This is a genomic window from Pantoea sp. SJZ147 (assembly GCF_007828605.1).
GTDB classification, from domain to species: Bacteria; Pseudomonadota; Gammaproteobacteria; order Enterobacterales; family Enterobacteriaceae; genus Pantoea; species Pantoea allii.
In genome coordinates, this window is sequence record NZ_VIVB01000002.1 from 437019 (window position 1) to 455680 (window position 18662).

Sequence of the window (18662 nt, forward strand, 5' to 3'; positions counted from 1 at the left end):
CAGGTCAGCCTGGCTGACCCGTGCTCAAACTGAGCACAAACTGAATGAGTAGGTAGGTAATAAAGCGTAATGAATACACAACAACTGGCAAAACTGCGTTCAATCGTGCCCGAGATGCGTCGCGTCCGGCACATTCACTTTGTCGGCATCGGCGGTGCTGGCATGGGCGGTATTGCCGAAGTGTTAGCAAATGAAGGCTACCATATCAGCGGTTCTGATCTGGCGCCGAATCCGGTAACACAAAATCTGATCAAACTGGGCGCAACGATTTACTTTAACCATCGCCCGGAAAACGTAACGGATGCCAGCGTAGTCGTGGTGTCCAGCGCCGTTGCGCAGGACAATCCTGAACTGGTGGCGGCACGGGAGCAACGTATCCCGGTGATTCGTCGCGCGGAGATGCTGGCAGAACTGATGCGCTTTCGTCACGGTATTGCGATTGCCGGCACGCACGGCAAAACCACGACAACAGCCATGGTGTCGAGCATTTACGCAGAAGGTGGCCTGGACCCGACTTTCGTTAACGGGGGGCTGGTTAAAGCGGCAGGCACGCATGCGCGTTTAGGCAGCAGCCGCTATCTGATCGCCGAAGCGGATGAGAGCGATGCGTCATTCCTCCATCTGCAGCCAATGGTCGCTGTCGTCACCAATATCGAAGCGGATCATATGGACACCTATCAGGGAGATTTTGAAAACCTGAAGCAGACGTTCATTAATTTCCTGCACAATTTGCCGTTCTACGGCCGCGCAGTCATGTGCGTCGATGATGCCGTGATTCGTGACCTGCTTCCTCGCGTAGGCCGCCAGATTACGACCTATGGCTTCAGTGACGATGCTGACTTCCGCATCGAAGACTTTGAACAGCGTGGTGCACAGGTGCACTTTAGCCTGATTCGTCAGGACAAGGCGCCGTTACAGATCACCCTGAACGCGCCGGGTCGGCACAATGCATTAAACGCAGCAGCGGCCGTAGCCGTTGCCAGCGAAGAAGGGATTGAAGACAGCGCCATTCTGGCGGCGCTGGAAAGCTTTCAGGGAACCGGCCGTCGTTTCGACCAGTTGGGCGAGTTTTCTACCGAACCGGTCAACGGTCAGCCTGGCACCGCCATGCTGGTGGATGATTATGGTCATCATCCCACGGAAGTGGACGCTACCATCAAAGCGGCGCGCGCGGGTTGGCCTGATAAAAAACTGGCGATGGTGTTTCAGCCGCACCGTTACACGCGAACCCGTGACCTGTTTGATGATTTTGCCAACGTGCTGTCTCAGGTTGACGTTTTGCTGATGCTGGATGTGTACGCGGCAGGTGAAACGCCCATTCCTGGCGCGGACAGCCGTGCACTGTGCCGTGCCATTCGTAACCGTGGCAAGGTCGATCCTATTCTGGTGCCGGAGCATGATTCGCTCGTTGAAATGCTGGCACCTTTGCTGTCAGGTAACGATCTGATTCTGGTTCAGGGTGCAGGAAATGTAGGTAAAGTGGCGCGTAAACTGGCCGACTGCAAATTGCAGCCAGAGCGCAAAGTGGAGGGCCGTCATGCCTAAAGTTGCCGTTTTAATGGGCGGCACGTCAGCCGAGCGCGACGTGTCCCTGATGTCCGGCGGTGCCGTGCTGGCCGGCTTACGCGAAGCAGGTATTGACGCACAGGGTATTGATACCCGCGACGTTTCAGTGCTGGATTTAACTGCACAAGGTTTTGAAAAGGTGTTTATCGCCCTGCACGGTCGTGGCGGTGAAGACGGCACGCTTCAGGCGGTGCTGGAGTTCCTGCAGTTGCCCTATACCGGCAGCGGCGTGATGGCCTCGGCCGTGACCATGGACAAACTGCGCACCAAGCTGCTGTGGCAGGGCAGGGGACTGCCGGCAGGTAAATTTGTCTGGATCACGCGTGAACAGATGCAGGCCGGTCTGGATACGGCCACCAAGACGGCGATTAGCGCGCTAGGTTTACCGCTGTTCGTTAAACCGAGCAGCGAAGGGTCCAGTGTTGGGATCAGCCGCGTGAATCAGCAGAGCGATCTGACCGCAGCACTGGAAGAAGCATTTCGCCACGACGATAACGTGCTGGTTGAGGCGTTTCTGAGCGGTGAGGAATATACCGTTGGCATTCTGGGCGAGCAGATTCTGCCAGCCATAAAAATAAAGACCGCCAGCGAGTTCTATGACTATGAAGCTAAATACATTTCTGACGATACTCAGTACTTCTGTCCAGCCGGACTGAGTGCAGAGCGTGAAGCAGAATTACAACAGCTGGTTTGGTCTGCCTGGCGTGCACTGGGATGCAGTGGCTGGGGACGCGTTGATGTCATGACCGATGGTGAAGGACACTTCCAGCTGTTGGAAGCGAACACGTCACCCGGTATGACCAGCCACAGCTTAGTGCCGATGGCAGCAAAGCAGGCTGGCCTGACGTTTTCTCAGTTGGTTGTACGCATTCTGGAACTGGCCGACTGATATGTCACAGGCGGCGATGAACGTACGTAACCGTGAGGCGCAGGAGCGGGCACGCAACGGTCGCAGTAACGGTGCCCGGCTCTTCGGCATCGTGTTTCTGCTGATGGTGATGGGCGTAATGATTGCGGGTGGCTTAGTGGTGCTGAAGTGGATGAACGATGCCTCTCGGTTACCGCTGTCAAAGCTGGTAGTGACGGGACAACTGCATTACACCACTCACGACGATATTCGCCAGGCGATTTTGTCGTTAGGTTCACCTGGCACCTTTATGTCGCAGGATGTGAACATCATCCAGCAGCAGATAGAAAGATTGCCATGGATAAAGCAGGTCAGCGTGCGTAAGCAGTGGCCGGATGAACTGAAAATCCATTTGGTGGAATATACGCCGGTGGCGCGCTGGAACGACTCTCACATGGTTGACAGCGACGGCGTGTCATTCAGCGTACCGGCTAACCATATGGGTAAAGAAACGCTGCCGATGTTATACGGTCCAGAAGGCAGTGAAAAAGAGGTGCTGGCGGGTTATCACAGTATGGATGACGTGCTGAAAGCCAGGAAGTTTACCCTGAAGGTGGCGTCGATGACGGCGCGGCGTTCATGGCAGTTAGTGACCAGCGATGATGTACGTATTGAGCTGGGTCGTACCGATACCATGAAGCGTCTGAATCGTTTTATTGAGCTCTATCCGGTGCTGCTGCAGCAAGGTCAGAATGAACACAAGCGCATCAACTCGGTTGATTTACGCTATGACTCTGGCGCTTCTGTTGGCTGGACACCGATAGTGATGGAGCCACAGGACAGTAATCAGCAACAAAACCAGGCACAGGCTAAACAACAATGATCAAGGCAACGGACAGAAAACTGGTAGTTGGACTCGAAATCGGCACTGCGAAGGTCGCCGCCCTGGTTGGGGAAATTCTGCCTGATGGTATGGTCAATATTATTGGGGTCGGCAGTTGCCCGTCCCGCGGTATGGATAAAGGCGGCGTAAACGATCTTGAGTCGGTGGTGAAATGCGTACAGCGCGCCATCGATCAGGCTGAGTTGATGGCGGATTGCCAGATCTCTTCCGTTTACCTTGCATTATCGGGCAAACATATCAGTTGTCAGAACGAAATCGGGATGGTTCCGATTTCCGAAGAGGAAGTGACTCAGGATGATGTAGAGAATGTGGTGCATACGGCCAAGTCAGTGCGCGTTCGTGATGAGCATCGCATTCTGCACGTTATTCCTCAGGAATATGCCATCGACTATCAGGAAGGCATTAAAAATCCGGTTGGTCTGTCAGGTGTGCGCATGCAGGCAAAGGTGCATTTGATCACCTGTCACAACGACATGGCAAAAAATATTGTCAAAGCCGTTGAACGTTGTGGCCTCAAAGTTGACCAACTGATTTTTGCCGGTCTGGCATCCAGCTTTGCGGTCCTGACCGAAGACGAACGCGAACTGGGCGTTTGTGTGGTGGATATTGGTGGCGGCACAATGGATATCGCCGTCTATACGGGCGGCGCATTACGTCATACTAAGGTTATTCCTTATGCTGGCAATGTGGTCACCAGTGATATTGCCTACGCATTTGGTACGCCGCCCACCGATGCGGAAGCCATCAAAGTGCGCCACGGCTGTGCACTCGGGTCGATCGTCGGAAAAGACGAAAACGTTGAAGTGCCAAGCGTGGGCGGACGTCCGCCACGTAGCCTGCAACGTCAGACGCTGGCCGAGGTGATCGAGCCACGTTACACAGAGCTTTTAAATCTGGTCAATGACGAGATTTTGCAGTTACAAGAGCAGCTTCGCCAGCAGGGCGTTAAACACCATCTTGCAGCAGGGATTGTGTTAACCGGCGGCGCGGCGCAGATTGAAGGATTGGCCGCCTGTGCGCAGCGCGTATTTCATACGCAGGTGCGCATTGGACAGCCGCTAAACATCACGGGTCTGACGGACTACGCGCAGGAGTCTTACTATTCCACTGCGGTGGGGCTGTTGCACTACGGTAAAGAGTCACACCTGAACGGTGACGCAGAGGCTGAAAAGCGCGTTTCCGTGGGTAACTGGTTTAAACGTATTAATAGTTGGTTAAAAAAAGAGTTTTAATTTTTGTAAAAGGGGATCATGCTGTTTTCTTTAGTGATCTCCAGGCGACAGGCACATAACGGAGAGAAATCATGTTTGAACCTATGGAATTAACCAATGACGCGGTGATTAAAGTCATCGGCGTCGGCGGTGGCGGTGGCAACGCCGTAGAGCACATGGTACGCGAGCGTATCGAAGGTGTGGAATTCTTCGCTGTGAATACCGACGCTCAGGCGTTGCGTAAGACAGCGGTCGGCCAGACCATCCAGATTGGTAATAACATTACCAAGGGGCTGGGCGCGGGTGCTAACCCGGAAGTAGGCCGTAACTCTGCAGAAGAAGATCGCGAAGCACTGCGTTCTGCGCTGGAAGGGGCAGACATGGTGTTCATCGCAGCAGGTATGGGTGGCGGTACTGGTACCGGCGCAGCGCCTGTTGTGGCTGAAGTGGCCAAAGATTTAGGTATTTTGACCGTTGCGGTCGTGACCAAGCCTTTTAACTTTGAAGGCAAGAAGCGCATGGCGTTTGCTGAGCAGGGTATCGCTGAGCTGTCCAAGCACGTGGATTCACTGATTACCATTCCTAACGACAAGCTGTTAAAAGTCCTTGGACGTGGTATTTCCCTGCTCGATGCTTTTGGCGCGGCTAACGACGTACTGAAAGGCGCCGTACAGGGTATCGCCGAGCTGATTACTCGTCCTGGCCTGATGAACGTGGACTTCGCTGACGTGCGTACCGTAATGTCAGAAATGGGTTACGCAATGATGGGTTCTGGCGTGGCCTGTGGTGAAGACCGTGCAGAAGAAGCCGCTGAGATGGCGATCTCCAGCCCACTGCTGGAAGATATCGATCTCTCTGGTGCGCGTGGCGTGCTGGTCAACATTACTGCGGGCTTTGACCTGCGTCTGGATGAGTTTGAAACCGTGGGTAACACTATCCGCGCCTTCGCCTCAGACAACGCAACCGTCGTGATTGGTACCTCGCTGGACCCAGAAATGAATGACGAACTGCGCGTCACTGTGGTGGCAACCGGTATTGGCATGGATAAGCGTCCAGAGATCACCCTGGTCACTAACAAACCAGCCAGTCAGCCTGTGATGGATCATCGTTACCAGCAGCACGGTATGTCTCCGCTGCCGCAGGAGCAAAAACCTGCCGCTAAAGTGGTGAACGATCAGAGCGCACAGTCTAACAAAGAGCCAGATTACCTTGATATTCCGGCATTTTTGCGTAAGCAGGCCGACTAGGAATAACCCTATAATTGGGATTTCCCGCTCTTTGTGCTAAAGTGTTCGCCCGCTGGTAACGTATACTGGCGGTCGGAAAGCGATATTGCGAGATAATAACGATGATCAAACAAAGGACATTAAAACGTATTGTTCAGGCGACAGGTGTCGGTTTACATACCGGCAAGAAAGTCAGTCTGACCCTGCGCCCTGCGCCGGCTAATACCGGGGTCATCTATCGTCGCACTGACTTGAATCCACCGGTTGATTTTCCGGCTGATGCAAAATACGTGCGCGACACCATGCTGAGCACCTGCCTGGTGAACGATGAAGGCGTGCGTATTTCGACAGTTGAACACTTAAATGCCGCACTGGCAGGTCTTGGCATCGATAACATCATTGTCGAAGTTGATGCGCCAGAAATCCCGATTATGGACGGCAGTGCAGCGCCTTTCATCTATCTGCTGATGGATGCAGGTATCGAGCAGCTCAGCAGCGCCAAGAAATTTGTGCGTGTTAAGCAGACTGTGCGTGTTGAAGACGGTGACAAATGGGCAGAGATCAAACCTTATAACGGTTTCTCGCTTGATTTCACTATCGATTTCAAACACCCGGCTATCGATTCCAGCTCTCAGCGCTACCAGATGAAATTCTCTGCCGAAGCGTTTGTTCGTCAGATTAGCCGTGCACGTACTTTTGGCTTCATGCGTGAAATCGAATATCTGCAGTCTAAAGGCCTGTGCCTGGGCGGTAGTTTAGATTGTGCGATTGGCCTTGATGATTTCCGCGTGCTTAATGAAGAAGGCCTGCGTTTTGAAGACGAGTTCGTGCGTCACAAAATGCTGGATGCTATCGGCGATCTGTTTATGTGCGGCCACAATATTATTGGCGCGTTCACCGCGTTCAAATCAGGCCATGCGCTGAACAACAAACTGCTGCAGGCCGTTTTGGCTAAGCAGGAAGCCTGGGAATGGGCAACCTTCGAAGACGAAGCTGAATTGCCACTGGCGTTCAAAGCACCAAATTTGGTTCTGGCTTAAATCCGTTCAGAACGTAAAACGGCTGGCTGTGCTGACACTCTCTCCGGTCAGTGGCACCAGCCGTTTTTTATTGCCTCGCTGTTAATCTCCGCCTGTTGCGATAGCATTCCCACGTCAAAGCAAACAATTGCTGAATTGCTGCACAATCGCGCGCGATTTCTCCCGTTGTTGCGCTAATCCCAGGTGTCGCCGCGCCACATTAGTGTTACTATCTCTGGCGCTTTTACAGGCTGCATGCTGCTGAAAACCGCGGTGAATAATTAAAATGTTATGCGCAATGGAACAATTGTGATCGGAATCCTTCTACGCTGGCGACAATTAGGTAGACGCTATTTCTGGCCTCATTTCCTTCTCGGAATGGTGGCGGCCAGTCTTGGCTTGCCAGCGTGTGCGCAAACGGCTGAACTCAATACCGCATCAGAATCTTCCGCCAGTAGCCTGTTTATCGGCAATGCCGTTCGTTTTGACCATTTGATTCGTCTTCAGGAAGCCTCGCGACGTCCCAGTTTCTCGGTTGACTACTGGCACCAGCACGCCATCCGCACGGTTATCCGCCATCTCTCTTTCACGTTAACGCCGCAGACGCAGGCGGAAGAGCAGGTGCATCCGCTGGCCGCACAAAAGCTGGCGTTGATTGATTCGCTTCATGCATTATTAACCTCCCAGGCGGCACAACCCAGCATCCCGGTTCGTGTCTCCTCGCAACCCCTTCCTGCCGCTCCGACACAGACGCGTTCTGACGGACATGGCAAAGTGCACGGTATCCGTGCCGGACCCGCTTTATTGTTCTGCTAATCTCTTTGTTTTTAATCCCATTTAGATTTCGCAGTCCGGACTCTCCGGCTGAATTGAGAATATATTTATTATGTTAATCAAAATGTTGACCAAGGTTTTTGGTAGCAGCAACGATCGTACTTTGCGCCGCATGCGTAAAAACGTTGATATCATCAACAAGATGGAGCCCGAGTTCGAGGCGCTCTCCGATGACGAGCTGAAAGCCAAAACGGTACTCTTCCGTGAGCGCCTGAAAAAAGGTGAATCACTGGAAAGCCTTATCCCCGAAGCCTTTGCAACCGTGCGTGAAGCCAGTAAACGTGTGTTTGGCATGCGTCACTTTGACGTGCAGCTGATTGGCGGCATGGTGCTGAATAACCGCTGTATCGCAGAGATGCGTACCGGTGAAGGTAAAACCCTGACGGCAACCCTGCCAGCCTATTTGAATGCCTTAACCGGCCAGGGCGTACACGTCGTCACCGTCAACGACTATCTGGCCCAGCGTGATGCGGAAAATAACCGTCCGCTGTTTGAGTTTCTTGGCCTGAGCGTCGGGATCAACATGTCTGGCCTGCCTTCTGTCGCCAAACGCGAAGCCTATGCAGCAGACATCACCTACGGTACCAACAACGAGTACGGCTTTGACTATCTGCGTGACAACATGGCGTTCAGTCCAGAAGAGCGCGTACAGCGTAAGCTGCACTATGCGCTGGTGGATGAAGTTGACTCCATCCTGATTGATGAAGCGCGTACGCCGCTGATCATTTCTGGTCCGGCCGAAGACAGCTCAGAACTTTACACCAAAGTGAATAAAATCATTCCTCATTTGATTCGCCAGGAAAAGGAAGATTCAGACAACTTCCAGGGCGAAGGCGACTATTGGGTCGATGAGAAGGCGCGTCAGGCGCACATGAGCGAGCGCGGTCTGGTAAAAGTAGAAGAACTGCTGGTAAGTCAGGGCATTATGGTGGAAGGGGAATCACTTTATTCACCGACCAATATCATGCTGATGCACCATGTTACTGCGGCACTTCGCGCCCATGCGCTGTTCACGCGCGATGTCGACTACATTGTAAAAGATGATGAAGTCGTCATTGTCGACGAACATACAGGTCGTACGATGCAGGGGCGTCGCTGGTCTGACGGTCTGCATCAGGCGATTGAAGCCAAAGAAGGCGTTGAGATTCAGAACGAAAACCAGACCCTGGCTTCTATCACCTTCCAGAACTACTTCCGCCTTTATGACAAGCTGGCGGGGATGACCGGTACAGCTGATACCGAAGCGTTTGAGTTCAGCTCCATCTACAAACTCGATACTATTGTTGTGCCGACCAACCGTCCTATGGTGCGTAAAGATCTTGCCGATCTGGTTTATATGACCGAGAAAGAGAAGATCGATGCCATCATTGAAGACATCCGCGAGCGTACCGCCAACGGACAACCTGTATTGGTCGGTACGATTTCGATTGAGAAATCAGAAGTGGTATCAAACGAACTGACGCGCGCCGGCATTAAACACAATGTCCTGAATGCGAAGTTCCATGCCCGCGAAGCGGATATCGTGGCGCAGGCCGGTCAACCGGGTGCTGTCACTATCGCCACTAACATGGCGGGCCGTGGTACGGATATCATGCTGGGCGGTAGCTGGCACGCAGAAGTTGCCGAGCTTGAAAACCCATCAGATGCGCAAATCGAAGAGATTAAAGCCGCCTGGCAGATTCGCCATGATGCGGTGCTGGCTTCGGGCGGTCTGCATATCGTGGGTACTGAACGTCACGAATCGCGTCGTATTGATAACCAGCTACGTGGTCGTGCGGGTCGTCAGGGTGACGCCGGTTCTTCACGCTTCTACCTGTCCATGGAAGATGCGCTGATGCGTATCTTTGCCTCGGATCGTGTTTCCAACATGATGCGCAAACTGGGAATGAAACCTGGCGAGGCCATTGAGCATCCGTGGGTGACCAAAGCCATTGCCAACGCGCAGCGTAAGGTAGAAAGCCGTAACTTCGATATTCGTAAGCAACTGCTGGAATATGATGACGTTGCCAACGATCAGCGTCGTGCTATCTATAGCCAGCGTAATGAACTCCTTGATGTGTCTGATGTGTCAGAAACCATCAACAGTATTCGCGAAGACGTCTATAAATCCATTATCGACAGCTATATTCCGCCTCAGTCGCTGGAAGAAATGTGGGATGTGCCGGGCCTTGAAGAGCGCCTGCGTAACGATTTCGATCTGGATCTGCCGATTAGCGAATGGCTGGACAAAGAACCGGATCTGCATGAAGAGACGTTGCGTGAACGTATCATGACGCACGCCGCCGAAAGTTATGCGGAAAAAGAAGAGATCGTCGGCGCGGAAATGATGCGCAACTTTGAGAAAGGCGTCATGCTGCAAACGCTGGACTCGTTGTGGAAAGAGCACCTGGCCGCAATGGATTATCTGCGTCAGGGCATCCACTTACGTGGATATGCGCAAAAAGATCCTAAGCAGGAATATAAGCGTGAATCGTTCGCTATGTTTGCCGCGATGCTGGAAACGCTTAAGTACGAAGTGATCAGTACCCTGAGCAAAGTACAGGTTCGTATGCCGGAAGAAGTCGAAGCGATGGAGCAACAACGTCGTGAAGAGGCCGAGCGCCTGGCACAACAACAGCAGTTGAGCCATGCCAGCGAAGAAATCCTGGCGGCGGAGTCCGTTGCGCAGCAGGGCGGCGAGCGTAAAGTGGGCCGTAACGATCCTTGCCCGTGCGGTTCAGGTAAAAAATATAAACAGTGTCACGGTCGTCTGGCCTGATCACGTTGTGGAACTAAAAAGGAGCCAATGGCTCCTTTTTTTTGCCTTTCAGTTTGCTATTCGGATGCCTGAGCGGTTAACAACCTGCTTAACATGTTTTAGAATCAGCCCTCTTTCACTCACTCTCCGGGATATTTTCATGAAGCACCTGCAGGTTGCGGTCGGCATCATTCGCAATGCCAGTAAACAGATTTTTCTTGCCCAGCGTGCGGCGTCCTCGTATATGGCCAATAAGTGGGAATTCCCCGGCGGGAAAATTGAAGCAGGTGAGAGCGCCGAGCAAGGATTAGTGCGCGAACTGTTAGAAGAAACCGGTATTGAAGTGACGCAGGCGCGCGCTATTGGCACGAAAGATCATACCTACGACGATCTGCGCGTAACGCTGCATTTTTTCCTGGTGGAAGGCTGGAAAGGTGAGCCCTGGGGCAAAGAGGGACAACCACAACGTTGGGTCGAACAACATGCGCTGGTCGCCGAAGAGTTTCCGGCAGCGAATCATGAGCTGATAGCTCGTCTGGTGGCGGACGAACTGTAATACGGTGGGGCAATCACGCCCCACGGCTTTATTCAGCGGTCTTCTTCGCTCCAGTTATCACTGTCATTCAAATCATCGCTGCTGGGAATGCGCTTTTCTTCTGCAGCCCACTCGCCCAAATCGATTAACTGACAGCGTTTACTACAAAATGGCCGCCACGGGCTGAGTTCATCCCAGATCACTGTTTTACCGCACTGCGGGCATTCCACCGTCATTATCTCTTCCTGCATTTTCACCTCTAACAACAGGCCAGTTGGAAGTTAAGGCGCGCTGGCACTTCGCCATGCTCGCTGTCCAATGGCATAAAACGTATCGCAAAACGGCTTTTATGGCCCGAAACCTGGGGATACAGAGCATCCTCCATTTCCAGCTGCAGTCGCAATAAATCCGCGCCTTCAGCATTATCCTGATAAAACCCATTCAAACTGGTTTGTAAACGGTAGGTTCCCGACTGGCGAATCAAATCAAGCAGCATCGCCAGGGTACTGTGCAACGGGATAAGGGTTTCCATCCAGCGTGTCACCTGCGCGTCGCGCGTCGCCTGGGGCAAATGCAGCCAGATATGCAGGCCGGGTAAATCAAAGCTACAGCATCCGCCGGGAATGCTGAGTCGTTGGCGAACCAGGGCGATAAGACGATCTTCTCGCAATGGCTGTCCCATACGAGGCGCGCTGTTAAGCAGAACAGATTGCGCTTTCAGCTTGTCACGTAATGCATCCACCACGGACATATCTACGCCGGGCACATCGGCCCATGCACGCAGTTTCGCTTGCTGGCGTTCAAGCTCTTTCAGCAATTCGGTGCGCATATCGCCACGCTCGAAGATATCCAGCAGTTCTCCAATCAGGCGGAAAAAAGTCAGTGCCGTAGCGGTGTTTTCCAACGGCATAATGTCATGCAACTGGTCGATCAAAAATTCCACGCGCAGCCAGGTACGCATTTTTTCATTCAGTGGATGTTCAAACAGAACGACTGTACTCATGGGTTAATCCTGTTTCGCTGCCGCAAGCTTCAGATAAAGCTGATGGAGTTGGGCAACCTGGGGCAGCGCATTTTCAGGTGCGCCACTGTTATCAATAATATCGTCCGCACAGGCGAGACGCTGTTGACGCGTGGCCTGTGCCGCAAGAATACGTTTAGCCTGATCGAGAGAGACGTTGTCGCGCTGCAGCGTGCGTTTAAGCTGCGTCTCTTCATCGGTATCGACGACCAGCACACGATCGGCCTGCCGCTGCAGCTGATTTTCAACCAGCAAAGGCACCACCCACAAAACATAGGGCGAAACGGCCTGCGCTTTAAGCTGCTGGGTGCGTGCATTGATCAGAGGGTGAAGCAGCGCATCTAACCAGCGTTTTTCATCGGGCGTGGCAAAAATGATCTCTCTTAAACGTGAGCGATGTAGTGCGCCCTGTTCGTTCACAATAGCGTCGCCATAGCGAGAGATAATAACCTGAAGAGCGGGCGTGCCTGGCTCGACGACTTCACGAGCAATGACATCCGCATCAATGATATCGACACCTGACGCAGCAAAATACTCGGCAATGGTACTTTTGCCGCTGCCAATTCCGCCAGTCAGCGCCACAGTGTAGGGGGAATCTCTCACACAAACTCTCTTAGTCGCTCTGTATCACGCCGGTCACGCGTCATCACAGGATAAATATGCGCGCTGGGTCACAACAAAAATACGCAGTTGAATTTAATGGATTGTAGCGTAAATAAAGTGAAATTCGCAGTCTTGTTGCGGCTGGAATGGCGCGTATCATGAGATCGCGGGAACCGTGATGGCTTCATGCACGACAGTTTATAACCTCTTACCAGGACAGGATGTATGCGCATTGAAGAAGATTTGAAACTGGGATTTAAAGATGTATTGATTCGCCCCAAGCGCTCAACGCTGAAAAGCCGTTCTCAGGTTGAGCTGGATCGCAGCTTTACCTTTAAGCATTCCGGTCTTAGCTGGAGCGGTGTGCCGGTTATCGCCGCCAATATGGATACCGTTGGCACCTTTCTGATGGCGGAGGCGCTGGCTGGTTTTAATATTCTGACGGCTGTGCACAAGCATTACAGCGTAGAGGAATGGCGGACATTCGTGCAACGCGTACCGAGTGCAGTGCTGAAGTATGTGATGGTTTCTACCGGGACCTCGGATGCCGATCTCAATAAACTGATCGCGATTATGGCGATCTCCGACGAGTTGCAGTTCATCTGCATCGACGTCGCCAATGGCTATTCTGAACACTTTGTCGATTTCCTGAAGCGCGCCCGTGAAACCTTCCCTGGTAAAACGATCTGTGCAGGGAACGTGGTGACCGGCGAGATGGTGGAAGAGTTAATCCTGTCTGGTGCAGACATCGTTAAGGTCGGCATTGGGCCTGGCTCGGTGTGCACCACGCGCGTCAAAACCGGCGTAGGCTATCCACAGCTCTCTGCGGTCATTGAGTGCGCCGACGCGGCCCATGGCCTGAGCGGGCAAATTGTCAGCGACGGGGGTTGTAGCGTACCGGGCGATATCGCGAAAGCCTTTGGCGGCGGAGCAGATTTCGTCATGCTGGGTGGCATGCTGGCCGCGCATGATGAGTGTGAGGGCCGGATCGTCGAAGAAAATGGCGAGCGTTTCATGCTGTTTTACGGCATGAGTTCAGAGTCGGCAATGAAACGTCATGCCGGTAGCGTCGCAGAATACCGCGCGGCAGAGGGAAAAACGGTGAAGCTGCCGTTACGCGGGCCGGTGGAGGAAACCCTTCGTGACATTCTCGGCGGTCTCCGTTCTGCCTGTACGTATGTTGGCGCTGAGCGTCTGAAAGAGTTAACCAAACGCACGACCTTTATCCGGGTAGCCGAGCAGGAAAACCGAACCTTTACCCGTTAAGGCAACCTGTTGTGCATGCAGTAAGGGTGAGGCTGCGCCTTTACTGCATCGCTTCTCCTAATCCAAACACGGGTAAGTACATGGCAATCACTAATGTGCCCACAATGCCGCCAATCACCACCATCATGATGGGTTCCAGCGAGGCTGCAAGATTATCAGCACGCGTCAGCGTCTGTCCTTCATGCCATTCAGCCAGACGTACCAGCATCACATCCAGTGCGCCTGCTTCTTCACCTACGCGAATCAACTGACTGCAGAGCGGGCTAAATAAGGGATGATTGTTCAGCGCCTGGTGCAGAGGATTGCCCTGAGCAATATGATGCTGAAGTGCCTCGATAGCTTCCCGCCACAGCAGCGAGGAGAGCGTGGCCTTCGCCGCCTCAAGCCCTTGCAGCAGCGTCAGTCCTGCCTGCTGCGTCAACTGCAAAACACTGTAGATTTGTGTCAGTTGACTTCCCCGCCATAGTCCGGCGATCACGGGAATGCGCAGCAAAGCTCGCTGCTCGCGACGCTGCCAGTTTTCAGCGTGCCGACGCCACTGTTGCCCTCCCATGGCCAGCAGAATAACCAACCCGGTTAACGGTAATCCCCATGCCTGCAATATCTCAGAGAGCGTAATAACAGCAGCGGTGAAAGCAGGTAAGGGGGCGTCAAAGGAGGCATACACCGAAACAAACTCCGGCAAGACAAACAGCAGCATGCCGCAGGTGACAGCCAGCGCGACAGCCAGGATAAACAGCGGATAACGCAGCGCTTTAATCACCTTGTCCCGTAAATGTTGCTGGCGTGTTTGCTGCTGTGCCAGTTGTTCGCAGCAGATGTCCAACTGGCCGGTCAGCTCACCGACCTCCATCAGGGCGGGATAAAGTGGCGGAAATATTTGCGGCCACTGACGCAAGGCGTGGGAAAAGGGCTCGCCTGCTAACACGTGATGTTGCAAAGCCAGCATCAGGGCACGCCAGGCTGCCTGAGGATGCCCTTCAGCAAGGAGGCTCAGGCTCTGTGACAGAGGAAGGCCCGCCTTAAGCAGCGTGGCGAGCTGGCGAATCAAATCGATTTTATGCTGCCACTTCCAGTCACTTCGGCGTATAACTTTTTCCCGTTTCCAGCTCACGGGCAGTAAATGACGTTGCGCCAGATCAGAAAACAGCCTGTCGCAGTCAGGTGCAAGGTGGTGGCCTGTTTGCAACCTTCCGCTGCTGTCTACCGCATGCCAGCGATACAAACAGAGGCTAGTCATTATCCAGTCCGATCACGCGCTGCATCTCTTCCAGCGAGGTTTCACCGCGACTGACGGCTTCCAGACCGGATGTCATCAGGGTACGCATGCCCTGCTGTTTGGCCAGGTCCAGTAAGCCTTCGACCGGCATTTCGGCGGCGATGGCGTTTTGTAACTTCGCCGTTACGGGCAGTAATTCAAATAATGCCAGCCGACCAAAATAACCCGAAAAGCAGTGATCGCAACCCGGAGCTCGCCAGGTTTGTAAGGTACCAGGCCAGAGTGACGCAGGAAAGTGGGCCACCGCCTGCGCCGGTTCGCGGCAGCGAGGGCACAAGCGTCTTACCAGCCGTTGTGCAACGATCAGGCGGAGTGCCGAACCCAGCAGATAGCCCGGAATGCCCATTTGACGTAAGCGAGTCAGCGTTTCCGCCGTCGAGTTGGTGTGCAGGGTCGAGAGAACCAGATGACCGGTTTGCGCTGCCTTAACGGCAATTTCCGCCGTCTCACCATCACGTATTTCACCCACCATGATGACGTCAGGATCCTGACGTAGCAGAGCGCGTAACACGCGGTTGAAATCAAGGCCATACTTTGGATTAATCTGGGTCTGGTTGATACCCGGAAGCGGGATCTCAACAGGATCTTCCACGCTGCAAAGGTTCTTATCCGGCTGGTTGATGGCGCTCAGCCCGCTATAAAGCGTAAAGGTTTTGCCGCTACCGGTTGGGCCTGTTACCAGAATCAACCCTTGCGGCTGCATCAGTGATGAGGTCAGCAGGCGTAGCTGCGCGGCAGGCAGTCCCAGCTTATCCAGTGACAATGCTGCGCCTTCACTCTGCAGCAGGCGTACCACGGCTTTTTCGCCGCCCTGAATGGGCAAGGTTGAGAGCCGAAAAGAGGCCGACCTGCCTTCAATATCACAACTAAATTGCCCATCCTGAGGCAGGCGCCGTTCGGCAATATCCAGACCGGCCAGAATTTTCAGCCGCGCCAGCAGTGCAGCCGGTTGCGTATCACACTGCGGGGGCAGGGGATGCAGGACCCCGTCAATGCGCAGGCGAATACGCAAGCCGTTCTGGTAAGGTTCGATATGAATATCCGACGCACGACGCAGTGTAGCCTGGCGCAAAAGCTGACTGGCGGCATCAATCGTCGATTCCCCTGGCGCTTTTTCTTTTGCCGTTAGCGGTTTATTCGTCGATTCAAACTGTTCCAGTCGGGCCTGTGGCCAGCATTCCACTTCGGTTTTACACGGGCTGGCAAACTGTAAGGCTTCAAGCAGGCCCGCCGGAATGCTTTCGGCAACGGCAAGGCGTAAGTGGGTCGTATTGTGATCGAGGACAATCGCTCGGTAGCGCTGGCAGATCAGCCTAATCGCATCATCAGGTTTTTGCATATGCGCCTCCCCGATCGGCAAAGCGGAATTGTTCCTGGCAGTTATCACGCAGAATCGTGTTATTGCTGGTACAGGTGCGCTGCCACACGATGGTGCCCTGGGTGCTGTCCCATACGGGGAGCATCTCAACGCTTAATCCGTTAAGGCTTTCCTGCCCGGTCAGGGTAATCATGCCGTTGACCACGGTGATGGCCGACACATAACGCGATGTGGTTCCCTGCGGAATACCGCGTTGCCCGGCCTGGCACTGATCAGGACCGCCGCGCTCAATGGCACACAGTTCAACGGCTGTCTTAAAGGGCACCATCGTTTGCAGCATGTCGGTTAGCGCGGCGCGCTGCAGATAGTTTTGATAAGCAGGCAGCCCAATAGCGCTGAGAATTGCCACGATGCCAACCACAATCATTAATTCAACCAGCGTGAAACCACGTTGATAGATCATTCCATTGCCTCCTGTGTAAGAAGGCCGCAGTGTAAAAAGCCTGTGGCGGCGATAACAGCAGCAGATCAGGAGAGTGGAAAAGCGCAGGCAGGAAAGAAAGCGGATTACAGCAATACAGCTTAAACAGTGGAAGAAACTGCACAAAACAGGCCGTGCCAGTGGCACGGCGAAAACGATTAGCTCGCTTGAAAGCGCATGGAAAGATCGAGGGCACGCACATGTTTAGTCAGTGCACCGACGGAAATATAGTCCACACCGGTCTGGGCGATTTGGCGGAGTGTCGTATCAGTGACATTGCCGGAGACCTCCAGCAGCGCGCGACCTGCCGTTACCGTCACCGCTTCGCGCATCTCATCCAGCGTAAAGTTGTCCAGCATGATGATATCGGCTGCCGCCTCAAGGGCTTCCTGTAGCTCCTTTAACGACTCGACTTCCACTTCCACCGGGACATCCGGATAGAGCCAAAAGGCTTTTTCCACCGCCTGGCGAATCGATCCACTGGCAATAATATGGTTCTCTTTAATTAAAAAAGCATCAGACAGCCCAAGGCGGTGATTGCTGCCCCCGCCGCACAGTACGGCATACTTTAAGGCCGTACGCAGCCCCGGTACGGTTTTACGCGTATCCAGAAGCTGTGTCTGTGTGCCTTCCAGCAGCGCGACATAGCGGCTGACTTCAGTGGCCACACCCGACAGCGTTTGCACAAAGTTTAGGGCAGTACGCTCGGCAGTGAGCAGCAGGCGAGCAGGGCCCTCAATGTCAAACAACCGCTGATCCGCGATAAGGGGTTGTCCATCTTCAACATGCCAGGTCAGAGCGTCATAGGCACCCAACTGGTTAAAGACCTCTTCCACCCAGCGTTTACCACAAAAAACACCGGCTTCGCGGGTAATGACCTGGGCATGGGCCCGGCTTTCGGCAGGCAACAGCTGCGCGGTAATATCCCGATCGCTGTCTATCTCACCGCCAAGATCTTCCTGTAATGCGCGTGCAACCGTTTCAGGAATATCATTTTCAATACGTTCAAGCAGCGCCTTGTGGCGACTGTCAGGATCATAGCGACGCACAGACATAGCGTTCAGCTCCAGCAAAAGTCAGATAACAGTGTGATTACCATATCCTGAATAATACAACGGTGCCAGTCCTGGACGGTGTTTTGTTTAGTATACTTAACAAAACAGTGTCGGCGCCCGGGTCGCGGCGCATTTTGGCGCAATAATTCCTTAGAATTCATGTTATTCTCAAACCGATTCCGCGATGAGAAACCAGTATGAAATTAGAAAAAGGATGGCTGACCGGTGTGCGACAGGTGCCGTCACCGCACTATAATGCGCGGCCGCATAACGAAGCACCTTCTCTTCTGGTTATTCATAATATTAGCCTGCCGCCGGGTGAATATGGCGGCCCGTGGATTGATAAACTGTTCACGGGCACACTGCCTTCAGACGCCCATCCTTACTTTGCTGATATCGCCCATTTACGCGTCGCCGCACACTGCTTAATTCGGCGTGATGGCGAGATTGTGCAGTATGTGCCCTTTGACCAGCGCGCCTGGCACGCGGGGATATCGCAGTTTGAAGGACGGGAAAACTGCAACGATTTTTCCATTGGTATTGAGCTGGAAGGAACGGATGTTGAACCCTATACCGAAGCGCAATACCAGGCTCTGCATCAGATCACGCAAATCTTGATGCAGCACTATCCGATAACGCCTGCCCGCATTACCGGACACAGTGATATCGCACCGGAGCGTAAAACCGATCCCGGCCCGGCGTTTGACTGGACCTATTATCAGCAGCGGTTACAGCAACGAAAATCATGATTTATCTGGAG

18 protein-coding genes are annotated in these 18662 nt (G+C 53.5%); 11 read left to right on the plus strand and 7 right to left on the minus strand.

The features are described 5' to 3' along the window. Positions 1-69 precede the first annotated feature (69 nt). The 9 genes from murC to mutT all read left to right on the plus strand — a co-directional run bounded on the left by murC (position 70) and on the right by mutT (position 10900). On the plus strand, positions 70-1545 hold the full coding sequence (gene murC / locus FBY13_RS04690; RefSeq protein WP_109716539.1) for a UDP-N-acetylmuramate--L-alanine ligase: 1476 nt from the start codon (positions 70-72) through the stop codon (positions 1543-1545). Beyond that, positions 1538-2455, plus strand: coding sequence for a D-alanine--D-alanine ligase (locus FBY13_RS04695; protein ID WP_145393616.1), 918 nt, complete (start codon positions 1538-1540; stop codon positions 2453-2455). Before murC ends, FBY13_RS04695 begins: the two co-directional genes overlap by 8 nt. Before the next feature lies 1 nt (position 2456). Further along, positions 2457-3296: a cell division protein FtsQ gene (gene ftsQ, locus FBY13_RS04700; protein WP_063878407.1), complete on the plus strand. Its 840-nt coding sequence runs from the start codon at positions 2457-2459 to the stop codon at positions 3294-3296. Next, a complete protein-coding gene (gene ftsA, locus FBY13_RS04705) occupies positions 3293-4549 on the plus strand; it encodes a cell division protein FtsA (protein ID WP_063878408.1) in 1257 nt (418 codons plus the stop codon). The genes ftsQ and ftsA overlap by 4 nt, the downstream gene beginning before the upstream one ends. A gap of 71 nt (positions 4550-4620) precedes the next feature. After that, positions 4621-5775 (plus strand): cell division protein FtsZ, encoded by a 1155-nt coding sequence (gene ftsZ, locus FBY13_RS04710; RefSeq protein ID WP_013024618.1) that lies wholly within the window; start codon positions 4621-4623, stop codon positions 5773-5775. A gap of 101 nt (positions 5776-5876) precedes the next feature. Next, entirely contained in the window at positions 5877-6794 is a 918-nt protein-coding gene (gene lpxC / locus FBY13_RS04715) for a UDP-3-O-acyl-N-acetylglucosamine deacetylase (RefSeq protein WP_063878409.1), read from the plus strand. 288 nt (positions 6795-7082) lie between these two features. Beyond that, complete coding sequence (secM, locus tag FBY13_RS04720; protein WP_255474418.1) at positions 7083-7589, plus strand: secA translation cis-regulator SecM; 507 nt, start codon at positions 7083-7085, stop codon at positions 7587-7589. 70 nt (positions 7590-7659) lie between these two features. Next, the gene (secA, locus tag FBY13_RS04725; RefSeq protein ID WP_145393618.1) at positions 7660-10365 is read left to right on the plus strand and encodes a preprotein translocase subunit SecA; all 2706 of its coding nucleotides are present in this window, start codon (positions 7660-7662) and stop codon (positions 10363-10365) included. Positions 10366-10504: 139 nt separating this feature from the next. Further along, entirely contained in the window at positions 10505-10900 is a 396-nt protein-coding gene (gene mutT, locus FBY13_RS04730; RefSeq protein ID WP_063878412.1) for an 8-oxo-dGTP diphosphatase MutT, read from the plus strand. Between the two features lie 32 nt (positions 10901-10932). Here the strand turns inward: mutT and yacG are convergent, their stop codons facing one another. Genes yacG through coaE form a run of 3 tightly spaced genes read right to left on the minus strand, consistent with a single transcriptional unit; the run spans position 10933 to position 12503 of the window. Continuing rightward, positions 10933-11130: a DNA gyrase inhibitor YacG gene (gene yacG / locus FBY13_RS04735; RefSeq protein WP_063878413.1), complete on the minus strand. Its 198-nt coding sequence runs from the start codon at positions 11128-11130 to the stop codon at positions 10933-10935. An 8-nt stretch (positions 11131-11138) separates the two neighbouring features. Beyond that, positions 11139-11882: a cell division protein ZapD gene (zapD, locus tag FBY13_RS04740; protein WP_063878414.1), complete on the minus strand. Its 744-nt coding sequence runs from the start codon at positions 11880-11882 to the stop codon at positions 11139-11141. A gap of 3 nt (positions 11883-11885) precedes the next feature. Next, on the minus strand, positions 11886-12503 hold the full coding sequence (coaE, locus tag FBY13_RS04745; protein WP_145393619.1) for a dephospho-CoA kinase: 618 nt from the start codon (positions 12501-12503) through the stop codon (positions 11886-11888). Between the two features lie 225 nt (positions 12504-12728). On the opposite strand from coaE, the gene FBY13_RS04750 reads away from it, so the two are divergent. Beyond that, complete coding sequence (locus FBY13_RS04750) at positions 12729-13769, plus strand: GMP reductase (RefSeq protein WP_063878416.1); 1041 nt, start codon at positions 12729-12731, stop codon at positions 13767-13769. Between the two features lie 40 nt (positions 13770-13809). On the opposite strand, the gene hofC is transcribed toward FBY13_RS04750, so the two are convergent. The 4 genes from hofC to nadC form a co-directional block, all read right to left on the minus strand. Next, complete coding sequence (gene hofC / locus FBY13_RS04755; RefSeq protein ID WP_145393620.1) at positions 13810-15009, minus strand: protein transport protein HofC; 1200 nt, start codon at positions 15007-15009, stop codon at positions 13810-13812. Further along, positions 15002-16387, minus strand: a complete 1386-nt coding sequence (gene gspE / locus FBY13_RS04760) for a type II secretion system protein GspE (protein ID WP_109718228.1) — start codon at positions 16385-16387, stop codon at positions 15002-15004. Before gspE ends, hofC begins: the two co-directional genes overlap by 8 nt. Next, on the minus strand, positions 16374-16829 hold the full coding sequence (gene ppdD, locus FBY13_RS04765; protein ID WP_109718229.1) for a prepilin peptidase-dependent pilin: 456 nt from the start codon (positions 16827-16829) through the stop codon (positions 16374-16376). Before ppdD ends, gspE begins: the two co-directional genes overlap by 14 nt. Positions 16830-17005: 176 nt before the next feature. Beyond that, positions 17006-17902, minus strand: coding sequence for a carboxylating nicotinate-nucleotide diphosphorylase (gene nadC / locus FBY13_RS04770; protein ID WP_145393621.1), 897 nt, complete (start codon positions 17900-17902; stop codon positions 17006-17008). 197 nt (positions 17903-18099) lie between these two features. Between nadC and ampD the strand changes: the two genes are divergently transcribed. Next, entirely contained in the window at positions 18100-18651 is a 552-nt protein-coding gene (ampD, locus tag FBY13_RS04775; RefSeq protein ID WP_096012070.1) for a 1,6-anhydro-N-acetylmuramyl-L-alanine amidase AmpD, read from the plus strand. Positions 18652-18662: the final 11 nt, after the last annotated feature.

Bases quoted from the DNA above. Each gene is read 5' to 3' on its own strand.
- murC (WP_109716539.1), top strand. From the start codon at position 70: ATGAATACACAACAACTGGCAAAACTGCGTTCAATCGTGCCCGAGATG.
- FBY13_RS04695 (WP_145393616.1), top strand. From the start codon at position 1,538: ATGCCTAAAGTTGCCGTTTTAATGGGCGGCACGTCAGCCGAGCGCGAC.
- ftsQ (WP_063878407.1), top strand. From the start codon at position 2,457: ATGTCACAGGCGGCGATGAACGTACGTAACCGTGAGGCGCAGGAGCGG.
- ftsA (WP_063878408.1), top strand. From the start codon at position 3,293: ATGATCAAGGCAACGGACAGAAAACTGGTAGTTGGACTCGAAATCGGC.
- ftsZ (WP_013024618.1), top strand. From the start codon at position 4,621: ATGTTTGAACCTATGGAATTAACCAATGACGCGGTGATTAAAGTCATC.
- lpxC (WP_063878409.1), top strand. From the start codon at position 5,877: ATGATCAAACAAAGGACATTAAAACGTATTGTTCAGGCGACAGGTGTC.
- secA (WP_145393618.1), top strand. From the start codon at position 7,660: ATGTTAATCAAAATGTTGACCAAGGTTTTTGGTAGCAGCAACGATCGT.
- mutT (WP_063878412.1), top strand. From the start codon at position 10,505: ATGAAGCACCTGCAGGTTGCGGTCGGCATCATTCGCAATGCCAGTAAA.
- yacG (WP_063878413.1), bottom strand. From the start codon at position 11,130: ATGCAGGAAGAGATAATGACGGTGGAATGCCCGCAGTGCGGTAAAACA.
- zapD (WP_063878414.1), bottom strand. From the start codon at position 11,882: ATGAGTACAGTCGTTCTGTTTGAACATCCACTGAATGAAAAAATGCGT.
- FBY13_RS04750 (WP_063878416.1), top strand. From the start codon at position 12,729: ATGCGCATTGAAGAAGATTTGAAACTGGGATTTAAAGATGTATTGATT.
- hofC (WP_145393620.1), bottom strand. From the start codon at position 15,009: ATGACTAGCCTCTGTTTGTATCGCTGGCATGCGGTAGACAGCAGCGGA.
- gspE (WP_109718228.1), bottom strand. From the start codon at position 16,387: ATGCAAAAACCTGATGATGCGATTAGGCTGATCTGCCAGCGCTACCGA.
- ppdD (WP_109718229.1), bottom strand. From the start codon at position 16,829: ATGATCTATCAACGTGGTTTCACGCTGGTTGAATTAATGATTGTGGTT.
- nadC (WP_145393621.1), bottom strand. From the start codon at position 17,902: ATGTCTGTGCGTCGCTATGATCCTGACAGTCGCCACAAGGCGCTGCTT.
- ampD (WP_096012070.1), top strand. From the start codon at position 18,100: ATGAAATTAGAAAAAGGATGGCTGACCGGTGTGCGACAGGTGCCGTCA.